Annotated in this window: 17 protein-coding genes; 4 read left to right on the top strand and 13 right to left on the bottom strand. The window is 39.5% G+C overall.

Annotated elements, in window-relative coordinates; genetic code table 11:
• Positions 1 to 414 precede the first annotated feature (414 nt).
• Positions 415 to 1,272: a tetratricopeptide repeat protein gene (locus tag PX700_RS02275; RefSeq protein WP_479519740.1), complete on the bottom strand. Its 858-nt coding sequence runs from the start codon at positions 1,270 to 1,272 to the stop codon at positions 415 to 417.
• A 111-nt stretch (positions 1,273 to 1,383) separates the two neighbouring features.
• Here PX700_RS02275 and PX700_RS02280 point away from each other — a divergent pair, with 111 nt between their 5' ends.
• Entirely contained in the window at positions 1,384 to 2,694 is a 1,311-nt protein-coding gene (locus PX700_RS02280) for a M20 metallopeptidase family protein (protein ID WP_479519741.1), read from the top strand.
• A 46-nt stretch (positions 2,695 to 2,740) separates the two neighbouring features.
• Here the strand turns inward: PX700_RS02280 and PX700_RS02285 are convergent, their stop codons facing one another.
• The 4 genes from PX700_RS02285 to pomA form a co-directional block, all read right to left on the bottom strand.
• Positions 2,741 to 4,681 (bottom strand): DNA topoisomerase III, encoded by a 1,941-nt coding sequence (locus PX700_RS02285; RefSeq protein ID WP_479519742.1) that lies wholly within the window; start codon positions 4,679 to 4,681, stop codon positions 2,741 to 2,743.
• 70 nt (positions 4,682 to 4,751) lie between these two features.
• Positions 4,752 to 5,240, bottom strand: a complete 489-nt coding sequence (locus tag PX700_RS02290) for a hypothetical protein (protein WP_415636464.1) — start codon at positions 5,238 to 5,240, stop codon at positions 4,752 to 4,754.
• Positions 5,241 to 5,397: 157 nt separating this feature from the next.
• Positions 5,398 to 6,318: a flagellar motor protein MotB gene (locus PX700_RS02295; protein WP_415636463.1), complete on the bottom strand. Its 921-nt coding sequence runs from the start codon at positions 6,316 to 6,318 to the stop codon at positions 5,398 to 5,400.
• 2 nt (positions 6,319 to 6,320) lie between these two features.
• Positions 6,321 to 7,088 carry a flagellar motor protein PomA gene (gene pomA, locus PX700_RS02300; protein WP_166378100.1) on the bottom strand — a complete coding sequence of 256 codons (768 nt, stop codon included), beginning with the start codon at positions 7,086 to 7,088 and terminating at the stop codon, positions 6,321 to 6,323.
• Between the two features lie 322 nt (positions 7,089 to 7,410).
• Between pomA and PX700_RS02305 the strand changes: the two genes are divergently transcribed.
• The 3 genes from PX700_RS02305 (at position 7,411) to dxs (ending at position 10,511) form a co-directional block, all read left to right on the top strand.
• Positions 7,411 to 7,653: an exodeoxyribonuclease VII small subunit gene (locus PX700_RS02305; RefSeq protein WP_002961738.1), complete on the top strand. Its 243-nt coding sequence runs from the start codon at positions 7,411 to 7,413 to the stop codon at positions 7,651 to 7,653.
• Positions 7,654 to 7,655: 2 nt separating this feature from the next.
• On the top strand, positions 7,656 to 8,543 hold the full coding sequence (ispA, locus tag PX700_RS02310) for a (2E,6E)-farnesyl diphosphate synthase (protein ID WP_479519743.1): 888 nt from the start codon (positions 7,656 to 7,658) through the stop codon (positions 8,541 to 8,543).
• A gap of 105 nt (positions 8,544 to 8,648) precedes the next feature.
• Entirely contained in the window at positions 8,649 to 10,511 is a 1,863-nt protein-coding gene (gene dxs / locus PX700_RS02315) for a 1-deoxy-D-xylulose-5-phosphate synthase (RefSeq protein ID WP_479519744.1), read from the top strand.
• A 236-nt stretch (positions 10,512 to 10,747) separates the two neighbouring features.
• Here the strand turns inward: dxs and PX700_RS02320 are convergent, their stop codons facing one another.
• The 8 genes from PX700_RS02320 to ribD form a co-directional block, all read right to left on the bottom strand.
• On the bottom strand, positions 10,748 to 13,834 hold the full coding sequence (locus tag PX700_RS02320; RefSeq protein ID WP_479519745.1) for a diguanylate cyclase domain-containing protein: 3,087 nt from the start codon (positions 13,832 to 13,834) through the stop codon (positions 10,748 to 10,750).
• A gap of 38 nt (positions 13,835 to 13,872) precedes the next feature.
• The gene (locus tag PX700_RS02325) at positions 13,873 to 14,358 is read right to left on the bottom strand and encodes a phosphatidylglycerophosphatase A family protein (RefSeq protein WP_197142031.1); all 486 of its coding nucleotides are present in this window, start codon (positions 14,356 to 14,358) and stop codon (positions 13,873 to 13,875) included.
• Positions 14,355 to 15,329 (bottom strand): thiamine-phosphate kinase, encoded by a 975-nt coding sequence (gene thiL / locus PX700_RS02330; RefSeq protein WP_415636459.1) that lies wholly within the window; start codon positions 15,327 to 15,329, stop codon positions 14,355 to 14,357. Before thiL ends, PX700_RS02325 begins: the two co-directional genes overlap by 4 nt.
• Positions 15,330 to 15,374: 45 nt before the next feature.
• Positions 15,375 to 15,785: a transcription antitermination factor NusB gene (nusB, locus tag PX700_RS02335; RefSeq protein ID WP_024599862.1), complete on the bottom strand. Its 411-nt coding sequence runs from the start codon at positions 15,783 to 15,785 to the stop codon at positions 15,375 to 15,377.
• 15 nt (positions 15,786 to 15,800) lie between these two features.
• A complete protein-coding gene (gene ribH, locus PX700_RS02340; protein ID WP_002961753.1) occupies positions 15,801 to 16,265 on the bottom strand; it encodes a 6,7-dimethyl-8-ribityllumazine synthase in 465 nt (154 codons plus the stop codon).
• Between the two features lie 100 nt (positions 16,266 to 16,365).
• Positions 16,366 to 17,478 (bottom strand): bifunctional 3,4-dihydroxy-2-butanone-4-phosphate synthase/GTP cyclohydrolase II, encoded by a 1,113-nt coding sequence (gene ribBA, locus PX700_RS02345; protein ID WP_479519746.1) that lies wholly within the window; start codon positions 17,476 to 17,478, stop codon positions 16,366 to 16,368.
• Between the two features lie 29 nt (positions 17,479 to 17,507).
• Positions 17,508 to 18,161 carry a riboflavin synthase gene (locus PX700_RS02350; RefSeq protein WP_166419234.1) on the bottom strand — a complete coding sequence of 218 codons (654 nt, stop codon included), beginning with the start codon at positions 18,159 to 18,161 and terminating at the stop codon, positions 17,508 to 17,510.
• A 27-nt stretch (positions 18,162 to 18,188) separates the two neighbouring features.
• Positions 18,189 to 19,313, bottom strand: coding sequence for a bifunctional diaminohydroxyphosphoribosylaminopyrimidine deaminase/5-amino-6-(5-phosphoribosylamino)uracil reductase RibD (ribD, locus tag PX700_RS02355; protein WP_479519747.1), 1,125 nt, complete (start codon positions 19,311 to 19,313; stop codon positions 18,189 to 18,191).

Consider the following 19,313-nt stretch of genomic DNA (forward strand, 5'->3'; position numbering starts at 1 on the left):
TGTTTTTACATAGCTAAACCATGCTAAGGCTTTTAATTAAAACCTTAAAATACAAAAAGCACCTTATATAGGCGCTTCTCAAAAGTAATAGTTATTAGAATCTAGGGTCTGTTTGTCTTTCAAGGTTAAATTTGCAGCAGCCTGTTTGGTATTCAGGCAAGGCAGAGCCTATGTAGTGTGGTTACTCCCCATAAATAGGCGATAACGTAGCATTAATGCCAAACAGGCGCTGTCCAAAGGATTCTTCCTTGGGGCTATTTACTCTTTGTTGCCTGCATGGATGTAGGTAAGGGGCGTGAGCAGGACGCGGAAGCTTTGCTCGGTTTTTACTTAGCCCACTAGGTTGCAAATCTCCCGCCGCGATTAAACAACCCCTAGTTTGAACAAATTTCAATCCGCAAAGAGCAACAGACCCTAGTATAAAATACTATATAACTTGCGACGATACTTAGCTGCAAGTGCATCGCCATCGGGTAAAGAGGCGATAATGGCTAAAAAGCTTGGTTTTGCTTCATTGAAGTTCAGGTCTTTTTGCAGCACGGTAAATAGTACATCCAATGCTTCTTCTTTTCTGCCAGCTTCATTGAGTAAAATACTTAGCTCTTCTTTTAATTCTAAGTCATTTGGGTACTTTTCTACTTGTTGTTCCTTTTCTTTAATCTCTGGTGAGTCTTTTGCTTCAAGCGCAGCTTCGCATTTTGCTTTTATATTATTAAAGTAAGCATCTTGCTCTTGTGCATCTATTGTATTTATAAGCGCTTGCGCTTCATCTACCTTATGAATTTGAATACATATATCTGCAAGCACTAATTTGATGCGTGCGTTACCGCTATCTATTTCATAAGCTTGCTTTGCATAGTTAAATGCAGCATTTAAATCTGACTTTAATAACGCTTGTTTTGCTTGCTCTAACAGTAAGTCTTGTTGCGCAGGTAAATGCTTTGCTAGGGCTTCGCGTATTTGTGCCTCACTCTGAACACCTGCAAGTAAATCTACTGGTGCAGAATCTTTTAATAATACAAGCGTAGGCAGTGTTTGAAGGCCAACTTGTTGCGCCAGTTGAGAAGCAAGAGCTTGCTCTGCATCGCAATCTAGGTTTGCTACTACTATATAGCTTGCATATTCAGCCGCTACTTTATCTAAAATTGCAGCCTGTCCGATGCAGTCAGGACTTTGAGGAGAGAAAAAGTTAAGCAACACCAATTTTTGCTGTGATGTTTCACCGAGTACTTGTTGAAGGTTTTGCGCATTAATACTAACTATGTTGCTCATTGAATTGATTGCCATATTCATCTATTTAGGTTTTTATATGGTGGTGAACATAATAATTACAAGTCATATACCTAAATCACTCGGTATACATATTCAACAATGAGGGAAAACATGAAACTAACTTACTTAAGTGCAGTACTTTTATTAGCAAGCCCATTTGTGCAGGCAAATGGACTCGATTTAAATTTAAGCAAAACCATGCCAGCTATAGAAAAGTTTTACCTCGATTTACACCAATCGCCAGAGCTTTCTTATCACGAACAAGAAACGGGTAATAAAATAGCGGATAAATTAACTCAGCTGGGTTTTAAAGTAACAAGTAATGTAGGTGGCTTTGGTGTTGTCGGCATTTACAAAAACGGAAACGGTCCAACCGTGATGATCCGTACAGACACCGATGGTTTACCTATTATAGAGCAGACAGGAAAGTCCTATGCCTCAAAAGTTAAAGTCATAGACGAACATGGTGCGAAAGTAGGTGTAATGCACGGTTGTGGCCACGATATTCACATGAGCTCTTTTATTGGTACTGCTGAGCAATTAATAGCACACAAAGATCAATGGAAAGGCACTTTGATGATGGTTGCACAGCCTGCCGAAGAAGTGGGCGGCGGTGCTAAAGCAATGCTAAGCGAAGGACTATTTAGTAAATATGCAAAACCTGATCATATAATTGCTTTGCATGTAAGTGCTAGCGTCCCCGCTGGTAAGATATCAATGAAAAACGAATACACTATGGCAAGTGTCGATTCTGTCGATATTACAATAAAAGGTAAAGGTGGTCATGGTGCTTATCCGCATACAACTATAGATCCTGTAGTTATAGCTGCACGCACTGTACTTGCTCTGCAAACAATTACTTCCCGAGAGCTTTCACCACTAGAGCCTTCAGTTATTACTGTTGGTTCTATTCATGGTGGCTCAAAACATAATGTTATTTCGGATGAAGTAAAGTTACAACTCACTCTCAGAAGCTATAATCCCGATGTAAGAAGCGCTCAGATAGCAGCAATAAAACGAATCACAGCAGGTATTGCTCAAAGTGCTGGATTAGATGAACCAAACTACCCTGTAGTATATGTACATGAAGATGAATCCATTCCATCTACTTATAATAACCCAGCACAAACAGATATTGTTAGACAGTCTATCGCAAGCGCTATTGGCGATAATAATGTACTTGAAACACAAGCTGTAATGGCGGGTGAAGACTTTGGCCTATACGGACGCACCAATGAAAACATCCCTATTACCTTATTTTGGCTAGGTGGTGTAAACCAAACACAATACGCGGATTCAATAAAAACAGGTGAAATGCTCCCTTCCCTACACTCTAGTAAATTTGCACCTGACTACAAAGTTGCAATTCCTACCGGAATAAAAGCAATGAGTAACGCTGCTGCTGCTTTATTTAATAAGTAATACCAATCAACATTAAGTAATATCGTTTAATAAAATGGCTCTGTAGCTAACTAGCAACAGAGCTTTTTTTATAACTCGATTTTTTAGACGTTGCTTTTCCACTTCGTTTAGCAAAACGTTTTTTAGCTGAGGTTTTTGGTAACCTTGCAAATGCATTGCTATCGCAGTTTGCTGCTAATTGTACAAACCCATTTAAGTCGGCAAGTAATGGTTGCAAAAATTGCTGATAACTCATTACTTGCTGCGCGATATCACCTAAGCTCGATTCCCATTTTGCGGTTAAGTCAGGACTCGCTAAACCTTGTGGTAATACGCTAATAAGGGCAAGCCCCGTTTCGGTTGCTCTAATTGACTTACCTTCACGTTTTAAAAATCGTCGTTTAAATAGCAACTCGATTATTCCCGCACGTGTTGCCTCAGTTCCTAAACCATCTGTGTCTTTTAATACTTTTTTAATTTGTGGATCTTTAACATAGCGGCTAATGCCAGTCATCGCAGCCAATAATGTAGCATCGGTAAAATAAGCAGGGGGTGATGTATGCTTTTCGACTACTTCGCCTCTATCACAAAAAAGAGACATACCCTTTGTTAAAGGAGGTAACGTAGCTTCATCTTTTAATTCAGACTTACCCATTAACACCTTAAAGCCCAAACTTACATCTTGCTTTGCATTTGCTTTAAATAATCCGCCAGCAATTGTTATCTCTGCTTTAGTTTCGTTATATATATAGTCGGGATAAAACTGAATTAGGTAATGCCGACTTATTAATTGATATACCTTCGCTTCGTCACCGCTCAAACTCGCTGACTTTAACTGTTTTGCCGTCGGCACAATTGCATGGTGTGCAGCCACTTTTGAATCGTTAAAACATTTACTATGCTTTTTTACATCAGCCCCATTTACTAATTCTGTGCTTTGCCCACCATTAGCACTTATAGCTTTAAAAATAGCAGATGCATCTTGGTGATGATCTTTGGGTAAATAGCGGTTATCCGAGCGTGGGTAGGTAATTAATTTATGTCGTTCGTAAAGTATTTGGCAAATATCCAACACTTTTTGAGCTGGCATACCAAATGCTTTAGCGGCATCTATTTGTAGGGCTGATAAGTTATACGGTAACGGTGCACTTTGTTTTTTTTGTTTTTGCTCAAGCGCTGTAAGCTCAGCATTTTGTTTGCTAATACGCGAAGCAACATTTTCTGCGAGTGCTTTGTTAAGTATTCGGCCTTCTTCATCTTGATGTGGCTCACATGCTTTACTGGGAATCCACTTAGCTATGAATGGCTGGTTATCTGGAGTAAGCAAATGCGCCAGTACATCATAAAAAGGCTTAGATACAAAGTGTGCTATTTCGTTATCTCTATTAACAACAAGACCTAAAATAGGGGTCTGTACTCGCCCTACCGAAAGTACATTGCCGAATCCTGCTTTTTGCCCTGCTAATGTATATGCTCGCGTTAAATTCATACCAAATAGCCAATCAGCACGAGAGCGTGCTAAAGCAGATACACTTAACGGAATAAAATCTCGATTAGAGCGCATATTACCCAATGATTTTTTTACTGCGGACAAATTTAAATCACTAATGAGTAAACGTTGCGTACTCTGCTTTTTAGCCTGACTTATTTTAGCCTCTTCAATTACTTGATCAACTAGTAGCTGACCTTCACGGTCTGGATCGCCAGCGTGAATAAGTTGCGAGGCTTGTTTAATTAATTTTTTTAAAACAGTGAGCTGTTTGCGCGTTTTGGTTTTTGCTTTTAACTTCCACTGTTCAGGTATGATAGGTAAGTGTTCAAACTGCCACTTTTTAAAGCGCTCATCGTAATCATCGGGTTCTGCTTGTTCTAGCAAATGTCCAATACACCACGATACACAATCGCCATTAGCGACTTCTATATAACCATCATATTTTTTATGTGGTTTTGGTAACGCATCAGCAATAGCGCGTCCAAGTGAAGGTTTTTCTGCAATGTAGAGTTTCATAGCCTGCTCACCACTGTTTATATAAACAGTAGTTTAGCACAGCTACTTTAAAGGAGGGAAATTTTTGTAACTATTGGCTAGCTGGGCTTTTTTTGTCTTTTGTTAAAATATAAATAAGCGGAAGATAACAAACAACAACGGTGCCTATATTAATAAATGGCAATAAGGTTTTATAAATGTATGTACTATAAGAAAGATCCCATAAATGGCGGTCGACTAATCTAAATAGTTGCAAAATAGGAGCACCAACTACAACCAGTTGACCTAAAACACACTGCCACAAATAGATTTTATCTTTTATTCCTAAATAGGCAATCAAAGCCATCCAAGCAAGATCATTACACGCCCAAATAACGTAACGATACAAATATATGCCATCATCAAAATCTTTTAAGGCGCTATAAGTAAGAGTACCGTATAAAAAAAATGCAGCCGTAATTAACACAAAACGCAGAGCTAAATGATCTTTGCGTAAATAAAATATAAAAATAGCTGGGCTTAGAATTAAGAACCAGCTATTTCCAAGTATTCTCATACCACTATCAAACCATATGGGCATGGGACTATTTAATCATCTTTTTTGTTGTCATCATCATCTTGCCCATTACCGTTACCTGGCATATAACTAAATTTATCTATCTTTTTCATAATTCACTTCGTTACATTTGTTAAAGAACCATTACTTTATGATAAATAAACGTACTTGCCAAGTAAAGTTATCTTACATCAATAGGTTCAGACTCTTTTGCTTTACCTTGTAAAATAGAAATCTCTACACGCCTGTTACGACGACGATCTTCATCTGTATCATTCGGTACCAGTGGTCTTGTTTCAGCTCGCCCAACCACCATCATTCGGGTTTTATCAAATCCTTGGACTTTTTGCAGTTCACTTGCAACGGCTACTGCCCGTTTTGACGATAAATCCCAATTATTAATATATAACTCATTCGAAACCTGAAAATCATCAGTATGGCCAGATACTGTTATTTCACCAGGTACATCTTTTAACAGCACACCAATATCTTTAATTATAGGTTTAAATTTAGGCTGTAAAAATGCACTACCTGAAGGAAAAGAGCCATTTTCTCTAATGCGAATAATTATTTGCTGTCCCAAGGACTCGAGTTCAATTGCGCCATCTATTATTTGAGTTTCTAACTGTTGGGCTATTTTTTTGACTAACTCGTTAGTTTGCTCCTGATCGGCTGAAGAAGTTGCTTGTTCAGCTCCTTGATCTTGTGAAGTGCTACTGGACTCACCACCTCGTTTGTCACCACGCTGCTCTTGCCTACCACCAGCTGAGCTTTCATCACCAGCTTGAAACTCTAACATTTGCTGAGTCATTTCTACTGTTTGTTGCTGAATAGTTTCAATTGGGGTGGGCTCTGGTTTACCTGGAGTAAATTCCATGGCAATCACAGAAGTCCCTTTAGGGATATCTTTTACTTCAATTTTGTTTTGTACACCAAAAGCAAACTTCATAGAGCCTGCAATTTGTTTAAATTTGAGTACATCCATTTCAGAGAAAGCCAACAAGAGTACAAAAAAGCACATTAATAGTGACATTAAATCGGCAAACGTTCCCATCCATGCAGGTAGACCTGGTGGCGGACATTTGCACTCTTGTTCAGACATAGTTACTCCTCGGTATCTACTTTACGTTTTGATTCAGCTAAGTAGTTTTTCAATATACCCTCGATTACTTTTGGATTTTGGCCATCTTGAATACCTAGAATTGCATCTAAAATTAAGCGCTGATTCATAGCTTCCTCATCTTTACGTAGCTCTAATTTAACCTGAATAGGTATAGCTATAACATTAGCCAAGAATGCACCATATAGGGTTGTTAATAACGCTACAGCCATTGCTGGACCAATTGCCTTTGGATCATCCATGTTAGACAACATTGCAACCAAACCAATTAAAGTACCAATCATACCCATTGCTGGCCCTATGTCAGCTAAAGACTTAAATAAACCCGCCCCCATTTCATGGCGAGTAGTTGTTAGAGAAATATCTTTTTGAAGTGTTGCGCGAACTACATCAGCATCATGGCCATCAACGAGCATATCGACTCCTTTGCGCATAAAAGGATTTGGTATTTCAGCTTCTTCGAGTGCTAAAAACCCCCCTTTACGAGCTGAATCAGCAAGCTCAACTGCTTTTTCTATAAGCTCTTCTGGCGTTTCAATTTTAAACATAAACGCTTTAGTAACAACTTTACCTATACCCAAGAATTGCGACATAGTGAAGTTTGATAAAACAATAAAAAGTGAACCACCAAATACAATAACTACAGATGGGGTATTATAAAACATAGCGACTTCGCCGCTACTACTCATGAACATGGACATAACAATTAAGCCAACTGCGCCCAAAATCCCTATAATGGTTGCTAAATCCACATTTCCTCCAGAAGTTTCATGCTTAATGGCCTTATCATAAATTTTTTATTATTGACTGCTTATCGGCAACATATTGAATTGCTTGAGCCATTTTTATAAATAAACATAAAAAGAAGTCTTTAGCACTATCTTAGATCAAGTTATAGAGGCTACCTAATTATCAATTGATTTATTAAACCAACAGAGCGCTGTTAAGGCCTCATTAATGCACTTGAAATATAATTTAACGTTATAAAGGTAAAAAACCAATATCATCCTTTGACCTAGTTTAGCATTCCCCCTAAAATTGACCCCTAAATTTATTATGTAAGCTGAAATAAAGATGGCGACTAAAAAACCTGAAAACTTAAGTTTCGAACAAGCACTAGAAGAATTGTCTACAATCGTTAGTGACATGGAACAAGGTGACTTATCGCTTGAGCAATCGTTAAAGCAATTTGAGCGTGGAATTGCATTGGCAAGCGCTTCATCAGGAAAATTACAGCAAGCAGAACAAAAAGTATCAATTTTGATGGGGAATGGCGAAAAGTCAGTACTTACAAATTTTGATAATGATATGGAATAGCTGTGAGCATAAAAAATCATATTGAACGTGCTCAAAAAGATGTAGTAGCGACCTTACAGCAGCATTTTAAACAGCCTCTCGATACAGAAGAAACGGTAAAGAACGCTACCCAGTATGGATTATTTAATGGCGGTAAAAGATTACGTCCATTTTTAGTTTATGCCACAGGGAAAATGCTCGGCGCGAACCAGCAAGACTTAAATGTACTTGCTGCTGCAATTGAGTGCATTCATAGCTATTCGTTAGTTCATGATGACTTACCAGCAATGGACGATGACGACTTACGCCGTGGGCGCCCTACTTGTCATATAGAGTTTGGCGAGGCAAATGCAATTTTAGCCGGTGATGCTCTACAAACTCTCGCCTTTGAGCTTATTGCGAATCATAAATTTGAATGCTCATCGCAAACACAGGTAAAAATGATGGCTACACTTGCCCACGCATCAGGCCTTCAGGGTATGGTTGGCGGGCAAGGTCTTGATATAGCGGCAACTGATAAAGTAATTACCGTACAAGAGCTTGAGCGGATACATAAACTAAAAACTGGGGCTCTTATTAATTGTGCAATTACACTCGGTGCACTGTGCAGTGAAAAAGCAGACCAACAAACCTTAGAAAATTTAAGTGTTTTTGGGTATGCTATAGGGCTGGCATTTCAAGTACACGACGACATTTTGGACGTTGAAGGTGATACGGTTACTTTAGGAAAGCCACAAGGCTCCGATATTGCCGCGAATAAAGCGACATATCCGGCGTTATTAGGTATGCTAGGCGCTAAAGAAAAGGCGCAAAATTTAATACAACAAGCCCATGAAGCGTTGGCAAATATAGATGCTGATACAATACTTCTTGCGTCGCTAGCAAATTATCTTATTGAGCGTGACCACTAATTTTTGCTCATACGTATTGCAATTAGCACTGACATTATTACTCAACATTAATTATTCGTAAAAGCTTTGAATTAATTAGTGTTAGCGAAGGATATATATAAAACCATGACACTTGACAGTAGCAAGTATCCATTACTTAATTTGGTTGACGAGCCAGCCCAATTGCGTGACTTAGCGCAAGATAAACTCCCTGCATTTAGCAATGAGCTGCGCGATTATTTACTCAACTCAGTATCGCAAAGTAGCGGTCATCTAGCGTCTGGTTTAGGGACGGTTGAACTAACCGTTGCGCTGCATTATGTTTATAACACTCCAGACGATCGCCTAGTCTGGGATGTGGGTCATCAAGCTTATCCGCATAAAATTCTTACTGGTCGTCGCGACCAAATGCACACTATTCGCCAAAAAGACGGCCTACACCCTTTTCCTTTTCGCGATGAAAGTCAATACGATACGTTTAGCGTAGGCCATTCAAGCACGTCTATTTCGGCTGCTTTAGGCATGTCTATTGCCGCACAAAAAGAAGGTAAAGGTCGAAAGTCTGTTGCCATTATTGGCGACGGGGCTATAACCGCAGGCATGGCATTTGAAGCGATGAATCATTTAGGCGATGTAAAATCAGACATGCTTATTATTTTAAATGATAACGAAATGTCGATTTCTGAAAATGTGGGTGCATTAACAAATCACTTTGCTCGAATTTTATCAGGTAGCTTTTATACTAACATTCGTGAAGGTAGTAAAAAGTTGCTCTCAGGTGTGCCTCCGGTAAAACAACTTGCCAGTAAAATGGAAGAACATATTAAAGGCATGATGATTCCGGGTACCTTCTTTGAAGAATTAGGTCTAAATTATATTGGCCCAATTGATGGTCACGATGTAAACATGCTTGTTGATACGCTACGTAATATGCGTAATTTAAAAGGCCCACAGCTTTTACATATAAAAACGCAAAAAGGTAAGGGCTACAAACCGGCTGAAGCCGATCCTATTGGCTACCATGGTGTACCAAAATTCGACCCAAGCACAACTAGTCTGCCTAAATCTAAACCTAGTGCTGCTACTTTTTCAAAAGTATTCGGCGATTGGTTATGCGATATGGCAAAGCAAGACAGCAAGTTAATGGCTATCACGCCTGCAATGCGCGAAGGTTCAGGCATGGTCCGTTTTTCTAAAGAACATCCAGATCAATACTTTGATGTGGCTATTGCAGAGCAGCATGCCGTTACTTTAGCTGCGGGTTTTGCATGTGAAGGTTTAAAACCTGTTGTTGCTATTTACTCGAGCTTTTTACAACGTGCGTATGACCAATTAATACACGATGTTGCACTGCAAAACTTACCTGTATTATTTGCCATTGACCGCGCTGGTATTGTGGGAGCCGATGGTGAAACTCACCAAGGTGCGTACGATTTAAGCTTTATGCGCTGCATTCCAAATATGGTAATTATGGCACCAAGCGATACCAATGAGTGTCGTCAAATGCTGTACACCGGTTATAAAGCAAACTGCCCTGTTGCAGTTCGTTATCCTCGAGGTAGTGCAGGTACTGCAGACATTGAAAGCACTATGCAACTGCTTGAAATAGGTAAGGCAGATACAATTAAGAAAGGCAGTAAAATTGCCATTTTATCATTTGGTACATTACTTGAAAATGCACAGTTTGCTGCAGATGAATTAGATGCAACGCTTGTTAATATGCGTTTTATTAAACCACTTGATACTGCACTTTTAAATGAGCTTGCAACTAGCCACGATGTAATTGTTACGCTTGAAGATAATGCTATTGCTGGCGGTGCCGGCTCTGCAGTTAACGAATACTTAGCAACGCTAAAAGCTGATATTAATATTCTTAACTTAGGTATTCCTGATGAGTTTATTAAACACGGCACCCAAGATGAAATGCACAATGAAATGGGATTAGGCGAGCAAGGAATATTAACCGCTATTAAAGCGTTTATTAATTAACTTCCTATACATCTAATACCAATTCCATTAAGTATGTGTTCTAAATTTTACGCCGAAAAAATAATTCAGTTCTAGGCGTAAATTGATGTAAATGGTTGTTCCCTTTGCGAAATTTACAACAAAGAAATGGGTTGTTTTAGCAAGTAAAATAGATCAGCTATTTATTGGAATTGGTATAAAGTAGAGCACATTAAAAAAGGAGCCTAGGCTCCTTTTTTAATGTCAAATATTGCTGATCAGCGCATCCACACTTTTATATCAGCTAGGCCATTGCTTTGTAAAATACCTAATTGTTGATCAACGTTAGAATTTTGTTCAAACTCAAATGCATCAAGCTGATCATCAAACGTAATATTTGCAACACCATCACCACCGCGCTTTTTAACTTGGTGCAATGAAATATCAGCTAAATTAATAGATGTTTCCCAGCTAATTACCTGCCCACCCAAAAGTGGTAATGGATAAAATGACCAACCAATTGATGCCGTGATATTAGTTGTTTTTCCATTTGGTAATTGAAATGAATTAGCCGCTATTACTTTACAAAGATCCGAAGCATAGCTGTCTATTTTATTGCATTTAAAGTCACGTAATAATAGTAAAAACTCATCACCACTCCAGCGTGCCACATAGTCAGAACCCTGTGTACGCGAGTTTAACAATGCAGCCATTTGCTGTAAGCAGCTATCACCTGCAATTGGGCCATAGGCATCGTTAATACGGCTAAAGTTATCAAAATTAATAATAACTAAAACAAGCGACTTACCCTGAGCCTGTAGCGACTGTGAATTACGTTGAAAGTGTTCAATATCTTTAGGGAGTTGATCAAACAAAAAGCGACGGCTACGCAGCCCCGTTAGCTCATCTGAGTGACTCACTAATTTAAGCTGTGAATTCACTTGGCCTAATTTATCATTAGCTTGACGAAGCTCTAAGGTACGCTCAGTGATCAAGCCCTCTAATGCTTCTTGTTTTCTGCGCTCTTGTGCTCTAAATACCCAAAAAATCAGATAGAAAAGTAAAATAAAACCACTGGTAATTAAAAGCCTAAAGTAAATAGTTTCGTCAAAGCGCTCAGGCACTACAAAGCCGTATTCTACATCTTGCGCTTTAGTCCAATCTTCACCTTGGCGCTTCGCTTCTAATTGAAACAAAAACGAGCCTGGAGGCAAGTTAGTATAAATAGCTTCACGTCGCGTATTAGCATAGCGCCAATCACTATCTAAGCCACTTAGTTTATATCTAAATTCAATGCTGTTTGGTGCATAGTAATCAATAGCTGTGTAAGTTAGCGTTATATCACGCTCGTCTGTTTCTAATGATGGTTTTTTACCAAGCGCAGCGGTAGTTAAATGACGAAGTGGCGTTGTTATTGTCTCTATTGTTGGCTTTAACGCAAGCACACCAAATAGCTCTACATTTTTAGGTATTTCAACAACACCTTGTAAGCTTGGGTACCAAATAGAGTTTCCGGTGTCTGCTACCGCATCATGACCAAGGCCACTACAACATTGATTTGCTTTACCATCGAGTTGACGGTCAAAAGATGAAATTACTTCTTCTACTTTTAAGCTTTTTATCTCTGTTTTAAATTGCTCTACAGGCATTCTGTAAACACCTTTCATGGTGCTTACCCAAACATGCTTTAACTTTTCATCATATTCTAGGCTAAATATAGAACCATACGGTAAACCATTAGCTGCATCGAGTTGACGCCATTGCCCTTGCGTACTTCTGTAAAAAAGCCCATCGTTAAGAGAGCCGATTAAAATACCCACGCCATCTATATGTAGCACGCTAGTTACGTATGCGCTTTCAAGTGTTGTTTGGTCGCCAATTTTTTCAATGCCGCGGTCTGTAAAGTAATATGCCCCTTTACTAGTACCAATCACACCAAAGTTTGTTTTATCTAATACGTAGGTAATAAACTTACTACCTAAAAAAGCGTTATAGGCAAAAGGCGTTAAACCAGCATAGTTTAATCGATATAAACCACGTCCTGTACCAATCCAAAATCCGCCTTTACTAGAGCGACTTATTGCAAATACCGGATTATCGCGAAGCGCTCGACCTGGAATGGTATAAAGTGTCTTATTTTCAAAAACAAATAATCCACGTCCTGTAGCTATATATAATCGTTCACCATCAAATTGTAGATCGTGTACTGACGCGTACCCATATTTACTACTTGGGACTAAATTAATAAAACTTTTATCTAAATCGAAATAACCAATGCCGCTTTTGTTAGCAACCCAGAGTTTTCCATCAGGAGCTTGGCTAATGGCCATAACAGATTCGGTCATATCTGAAACTGCTGAATGCCTTTCTACTCGCCCTTCATGGGCAAGCCATAAGCCTTCACTAAAACTTGCTAACCAAACGTTATTTTTATCATCTCTAAAAATATCAGCAAACCATATACTTTGATCAAGCTGGCTTGGCTCTACCCATTGCCATTCACCCGTTTTATCTCTAAACAATAAACGCCCATAGGTCGAAACCCACAAACCTCCATCGGTATCACTCATAAACTTATAAACGGCTGAGTTATTTGCATTAGGTAAAGGAAAAGGTCTTAGTTCATCATCTAAATCTAAAAAGTATGCACCTAGCTCAGAGGCTATATACAAATTACCGTTTAAGAATGATAAATCGTGCACTATGGTTTGCGCTAAGCGCTCTGGTAACGATATTTTTGCAGTAAGCTCTAAACGTAGTTTAGAAAAATCAGACGAATTTTTTGTAAGACGTAATAAATGACGATCATTAACCAGCCAAATACCTTCAGGAGAGAGTGCCATTTGGCTAACAGAGCCAACTATTTGTGTGATCACAGTAGCATTAACAATAGGTAGAGGACCATTTACTTCAGTGCGTAAATCAACTTGCCCTCTATCTACATAGTATAGGCCGTTGGCCGCTATCCATATGCTGCCTTTAGAGTCCTCAAGAATATCCCTTACTGGACCTTTAATATTAAACTCTTGCGCTGCAAATGTGGCAGGATTAATAACTACCAAGCCACTCTTAGTACCTACCCATAATAAGCCACTCGAATCTACTAAAAGTTTATTAATACCATTACTAGGCAAGAACGGGCTATTTTGCGTGTTGTAGTTTGTAAATGTTGTTCCATCAAAACGACTTAAGCCAAACTGAGTACCCAGCCACATATAGCCTTGCTGATCTTGTACTACGCTTTTAAGTGATTGCGAAGGCAGACCATCTTTTATATTCCATTGCTTAACTACGTAATCACTAATTGAAGCCCAACTTGGTGTCGCGCACAACATCAGTACACAAACCAGTAAAAATCGCATCATATTGCTGCCACCTAGTTAAACAAATCAAATATAAAAAATTAAAAGGGTAGTAAACCCACTTTTATTAGCGCCTGTAAGCATATAAGCGAAAAAACGCCCGCAAGTATATCATCAGCCATAATGCCCAAACCACCATGTACTCGTTTGTCTAGCATACGGATTGGGCCAGGTTTTGCTATATCAAAAAAGCGAAATAACAAAAAGCCAACGAGTAATGTTTGCCAGCTAAGTGCTGCGCCAATCATGGTAATGTAATACCCTGCCACTTCATCCCATACAATAGCAGGATGGTCGTGCACGCCTAAATCATCAGCCGTTTTACCACACGCCCATATACCAAATATACTGATCACTACAGCAAATACAATTTGCAGCCATAGTGGGTAATACATAGTCATAAAAATAAATGGTAGTGCAGCAAATGTACCAAATGTACCAGGTGCTTTAGGCGCAAGCCCAGTACCAAAACCCAAACCAAAAAACTGATGTGGACGCTTTAAATTAAACTTGCGGTTAGTATTCAAACCAACTCCTTTGCAAAATGCTCAAAACCTTGTTGCTTAAAATCAAACTTTTCACCGTTGTGTAAAAGCTCAATTTGACCATCGCCACTTTTAATTTGGCCTATGCATGTTGCATCTACCCCATACTGGCGTAGTTTTATATCTAACATACTTTTATTACTATCAGGGACAGTAAAAATTAATTCGTAATCATCACCGTAACTGAGAATAAATGGAAGCTGCTGATTAAAATCAAGGCTTGCTTTCATTGCATCTGAAGTCGGAATACTTTCAATATTGACCACTGCATTTACTTGCGACATATCAAGTATATGACTTAAATCAGCGATTAAACCGTCAGACACATCAATAGCCGATGATGCAAGGCCTCGTAACACCTGCCCTGCAGCAACTCGTGGGGTAGGAAAATCAAAGCGTTTATTTACGTACTTTAAATGCTCAGGCTCAATACTTATACCTTGTTTGCGAGACTCAATTGCAAGTCCAGCGTCACCTAGCGGACCTGTAACATAAATCCAATCACCCACTTTCGCACCACTACGGCGAAGTGCAGTCCCTTCTGGTACAGTCCCTTTTGCACAAATAGTGATAGTTAATGGACCCTGAGTAGTATCGCCACCTATAATTTGCACATTAAAGTATTCTGCAATTTCATGCATGCCTTCAGTAAACTCTTCAATCCACTTTGGGTCAATACTTGGCAAGGTTAACGCAACTGAAACCCACGTTGGCTCAGCGCCCATGGCCGCTAAATCACTTAAATTAACAGCAAGCGCTCTGTGGCCTAATGCACGAGGGGAAATATCATCAAAAAAGTGTACGCCAGCAACAAGAGTGTCTGTTGTAACGGCAAGTTGGCAGTTTTGTGGAACAGTTACTAAAGCGCAATCATCCCCTATACCTAGGTTTACATCACGGCGGGTGATCCCGCGACCTTTAAAGTAGCGGTTAATTAATTCAAATTCCTTCATACACAAAAAAGCCGGCCTATGCCGGCTCCCCTCTTTAACGGTTACTTACTTGCGTAAATGCTTAACAGCTTTATCAAGTACACCGTTTACAAATTTATGGCTGTCTTCAGCGCCAAATATTTTGGCCAGCTCGATACCTTCGTTGATAGCAACTTTATAAGGTACATCGTCGCGGAACTTAAGCTCATAGCTGCTTAAACGTAAAATTGCGCGCTCAACCATATCTAAGTCATTAAACGGACGTGTTAAATGTGGCGATACAGCTTCATCTAGTTGCTTGTAATTTACAGCAACACCTGTCGCTAGGTCTTTAAAGTATTCAACATCAATTTTAGTAACGTCTGTTTCGATCAACATTTGTTGTTCGATATCGGCAATTAAATTGCCACTTATTTGCCAAGAATAAACGGCTTGGAGTGCTAAGATACGTGCTTTACGTCTTGCTGCTGGTTTCACAAAAATTCCTTAAACTTAAATTTTATCTAACACATTAACCATTTCAAGCGCGCCTAAAGCAGCTTCGCCGCCTTTATTGCCCATTTTGGTGCCAGCACGCTCAATTGCTTGTTCAATGCTTTCTGTGGTTAATACGCCAAATGCAACCGGGATATCATACTCAAGTGATACTTGCGCAAGACCTTTGTTTGATTCGCCAGCAACTAGGTCAAAGTGTGGTGTACCACCTCTGATCACTACGCCTAATGCGATGATTGCATCATACTCTTTTTTTGCCGCAACGCGTTTAGCCGCTAAAGGTAATTCTACCGCACCTGGTACATAAATAACGGTAATGTCGTCATCAGATACGCCGCCAGTGCGTTTTAGCTCATCAACAGCACCTGCAAGGAGGCTGCTGCCAATAAAGTCATTAAAACGAGAAATGACAATGGCAAATTTCTTGCCTGGAGCGTACTTATTACCTTCAATAATTTTCATTTGATAACCCTAAAAATAAGTTCAAGCGGTTGCGATTGCGCAAAAATTGCTGCGCATCATACCATAAAAATAAAATAATAGCCTAGTTTAAGCGTGATGCTTATTGTGGCTCAATGTAATCAACAACTTCTAAATGAAAGCCCGAAAGTGCATGATACTTTTTAGGACGACTCATTAAGCGCATCTGTTTAATTCCCAGATCTGCAAGTATTTGCGAACCTACGCCAACAGTACGAGATGTACCTTTGAATTTACGTGGCGTAACGCTTTCGCCAGCATCAGCTGCTGCAAATGCTTTTACAGTTGCCTCTAACTCTTCAGTACTTTCTTGCTTACCTAAAATAACTAAAGCACCTTTATTTTTAGCAATATAGGCCATTGCTTCAGAAAGGCCCCAGCTGCGATCAGCACTTCTGTCTGAAAGTAGGATATCGTTAAAAGTGCTTTGCAAATGTACACGTACATTTGTCGGTTCTTGCTCTTTTATGTCGCCATTAAGCAATACATAATGTAATTGGCCGTCAATTGTGTCTTTGTAAGTCACTAAATCAAACTCACCGTGAACAGTAGGCAACTTACATTTTGCAACTTGCTCAATTGTTGTTTCATTTAAGTTACGGTATTCAATTAAATCAGCAATAGTACCAATTTTAATATCGTGCTCTTTCGCAAACACTTCTAAATCAGGGCGACGCGCCATGGTGCCATCGGCATTAAGTATTTCAACAATAACAGAGGATGCTTCAAGCCCAGCTAAACGAGCTAAATCACAGCCAGCTTCAGTGTGTCCTGCACGAGTTAATACGCCGCCAGGTTGTGCCATAATAGGAAAAATATGACCAGGCTGAACGATATCAGTTGGCACTGCGCCTTTAGCTATAGCCGCTTGCACTGTACGCGCTCTATCTGCCGCTGAAATACCTGTTGTAACACCTTTTGATGCTTCTATCGACATTGTAAAGTTAGTCGAAAATGCAGCACCATTGTTTTTAACCATTAACGGTAAATCAAGTTGCTCACAACGATCTTGCGTCATGGTTAAACAAATTAAACCACGGCCATGAGTCGCCATAAAGTTAATCGCTTGTGCGCTAATATGCTCAGCAGCTATTATTAAATCGCCTTCATTTTCTCTATCTTCATCATCCATTAAAATAACCATTTTACCGGCTTTAATATCGTCGATGATTTCTTGTGCGCTGTGTAAATTCATAAATTTGCTCGTGTAAGTTATCAGTTTCGTTATTTAATAAAACCCGCTTTTGCGAGTAAGCTCATCGAAATATCAGAGCCCGTTGGTTGCTCTGCACCTTTTATAAGGCGCTCTAAATAACGTGCAATTTGATCGACTTCTAAATTAACTTGAGTACCAACTTTAAAATGAGCAATTGTGGTCTGCTCACTCGTGTGTGGGACAATTGTTAATTTGAATTTATTGCCCTCTACAGCGTTTACTGTCAGGCTTATACCATCAATACATACCGAACCTTTGTACGGAATGTATTTCATTAAATTTTCGTCGGTTGTAAGCCAATATTCTGTTGCTCGCGCATTTGCTGCAATACTTGTGATAGTCGCAATGCCATCAACATGGCCTGATACTAAATGACCGCCTAAACGCGAAACAGGTTGCATGGCTTTTTCAAGATTAACCGTTTGCCCTAAAGCATAGTGAGCAAAACCGGTTAAACCAATCGTCTCGTTAGATAAATCAGCACTAAAACCGTCAATATGTTTATCAACTACGGTTAAGCAAACGCCATTGGTTGCAATGCTGTCGCCTAGCTTTACATCTTTCATATCAAGATCAGCACTTTGAATGCGAATAGCTAGGTCGCCTTGTTTTTTTTGTAATAAAGCAATTTTGCCTGTGGCTTCTATTATTCCAGTAAACATAGCGCTACTCTTTTTTATTAAGTGGTTTTAATGAGCTTTTAACGCGGTGATACGTAAATCGTCACCAATGCGCGCACATTCATTAAATGTTAAATCAACGGTGTTTTGCATACTCGTCAATTCAGGAAAGTTAACTAAACTTTTTGCATCATGGCCCATTAATTTAGGCGCCAAATAAAAAACAAACTCGTCAACTAAATTAAGCTCTGCCATTTTACCAGCAAGTGTTGCTCCGCTCTCAAGCCACACATTATTAAACTGCAGTTGCCCAAGCTTTTCTAAAACAGCCTGTAAATCAACTTTACCGTTACTTTCACTTACTTCAATATGCTTTACAAAATGCGGCCATTGCAGTGATTTATCAACCTTATTCGTAAATATTATTACATCACTTTGGATTTTAAATAAAGCAAGGTCAGGTGTTAAGCGATTTTGCGAGTCAATTATAACACGCACGGGCTGGCGAAGCGGTAAATCGGTAGGTAGCGTGCAAGGCAACTCGCTTGGTCGTACATTAAGTTTAGCATCGTCTACTAACACGGTATCGGCACCGGTTAAAATAGCGCAGCTTTGCGCTCGGTATAATTGTACGTCTTGGCGAGCAGCGGGACTTGTGATCCACTTACTTTGCCCATTTTTAAGCGCTGTTTTACCATCTATGCTTGCTGCCATTTTACAGGTCACATAAGGTAAGCCTTGTTCCATTCGCTTAAAAAAACCTAAATTTAATGCGCGAGCTTGCGATTCAAGTAACCCATAAGCAACGTCAATACCGGCATCGCTCAGTATTTTAAGACCTTTACCTGCAACTTGTGGATTTGTATCAACCATTGCGGCAATCACTTTTATCACCCCTGCGGCTTTTAAGCCTTCAGCGCACGGTGGCGTACGTCCATAATGACTGCAAGGCTCAAGCGTTACATAAGCGGTAGCGCCTTTTGCATTGTTGCCAGCTATTGCTAGCGCATTGACTTCAGCATGGCCTTGGCCTGCTAACTGATGAAAACCTTCACCAATTATTTGATTATTTTTAACTAATACGCAGCCAACATTAGGGTTAGGCGTGGTAGTAAACCGGCCTTTTTTGGCAAGCTCTATGGCGCGTGCCATATACATTTCGTCATGTTCGGTAAAAATAGTTTGGCTTTGCAT

This window comes from Pseudoalteromonas sp. TP27 (assembly GCF_056470645.1).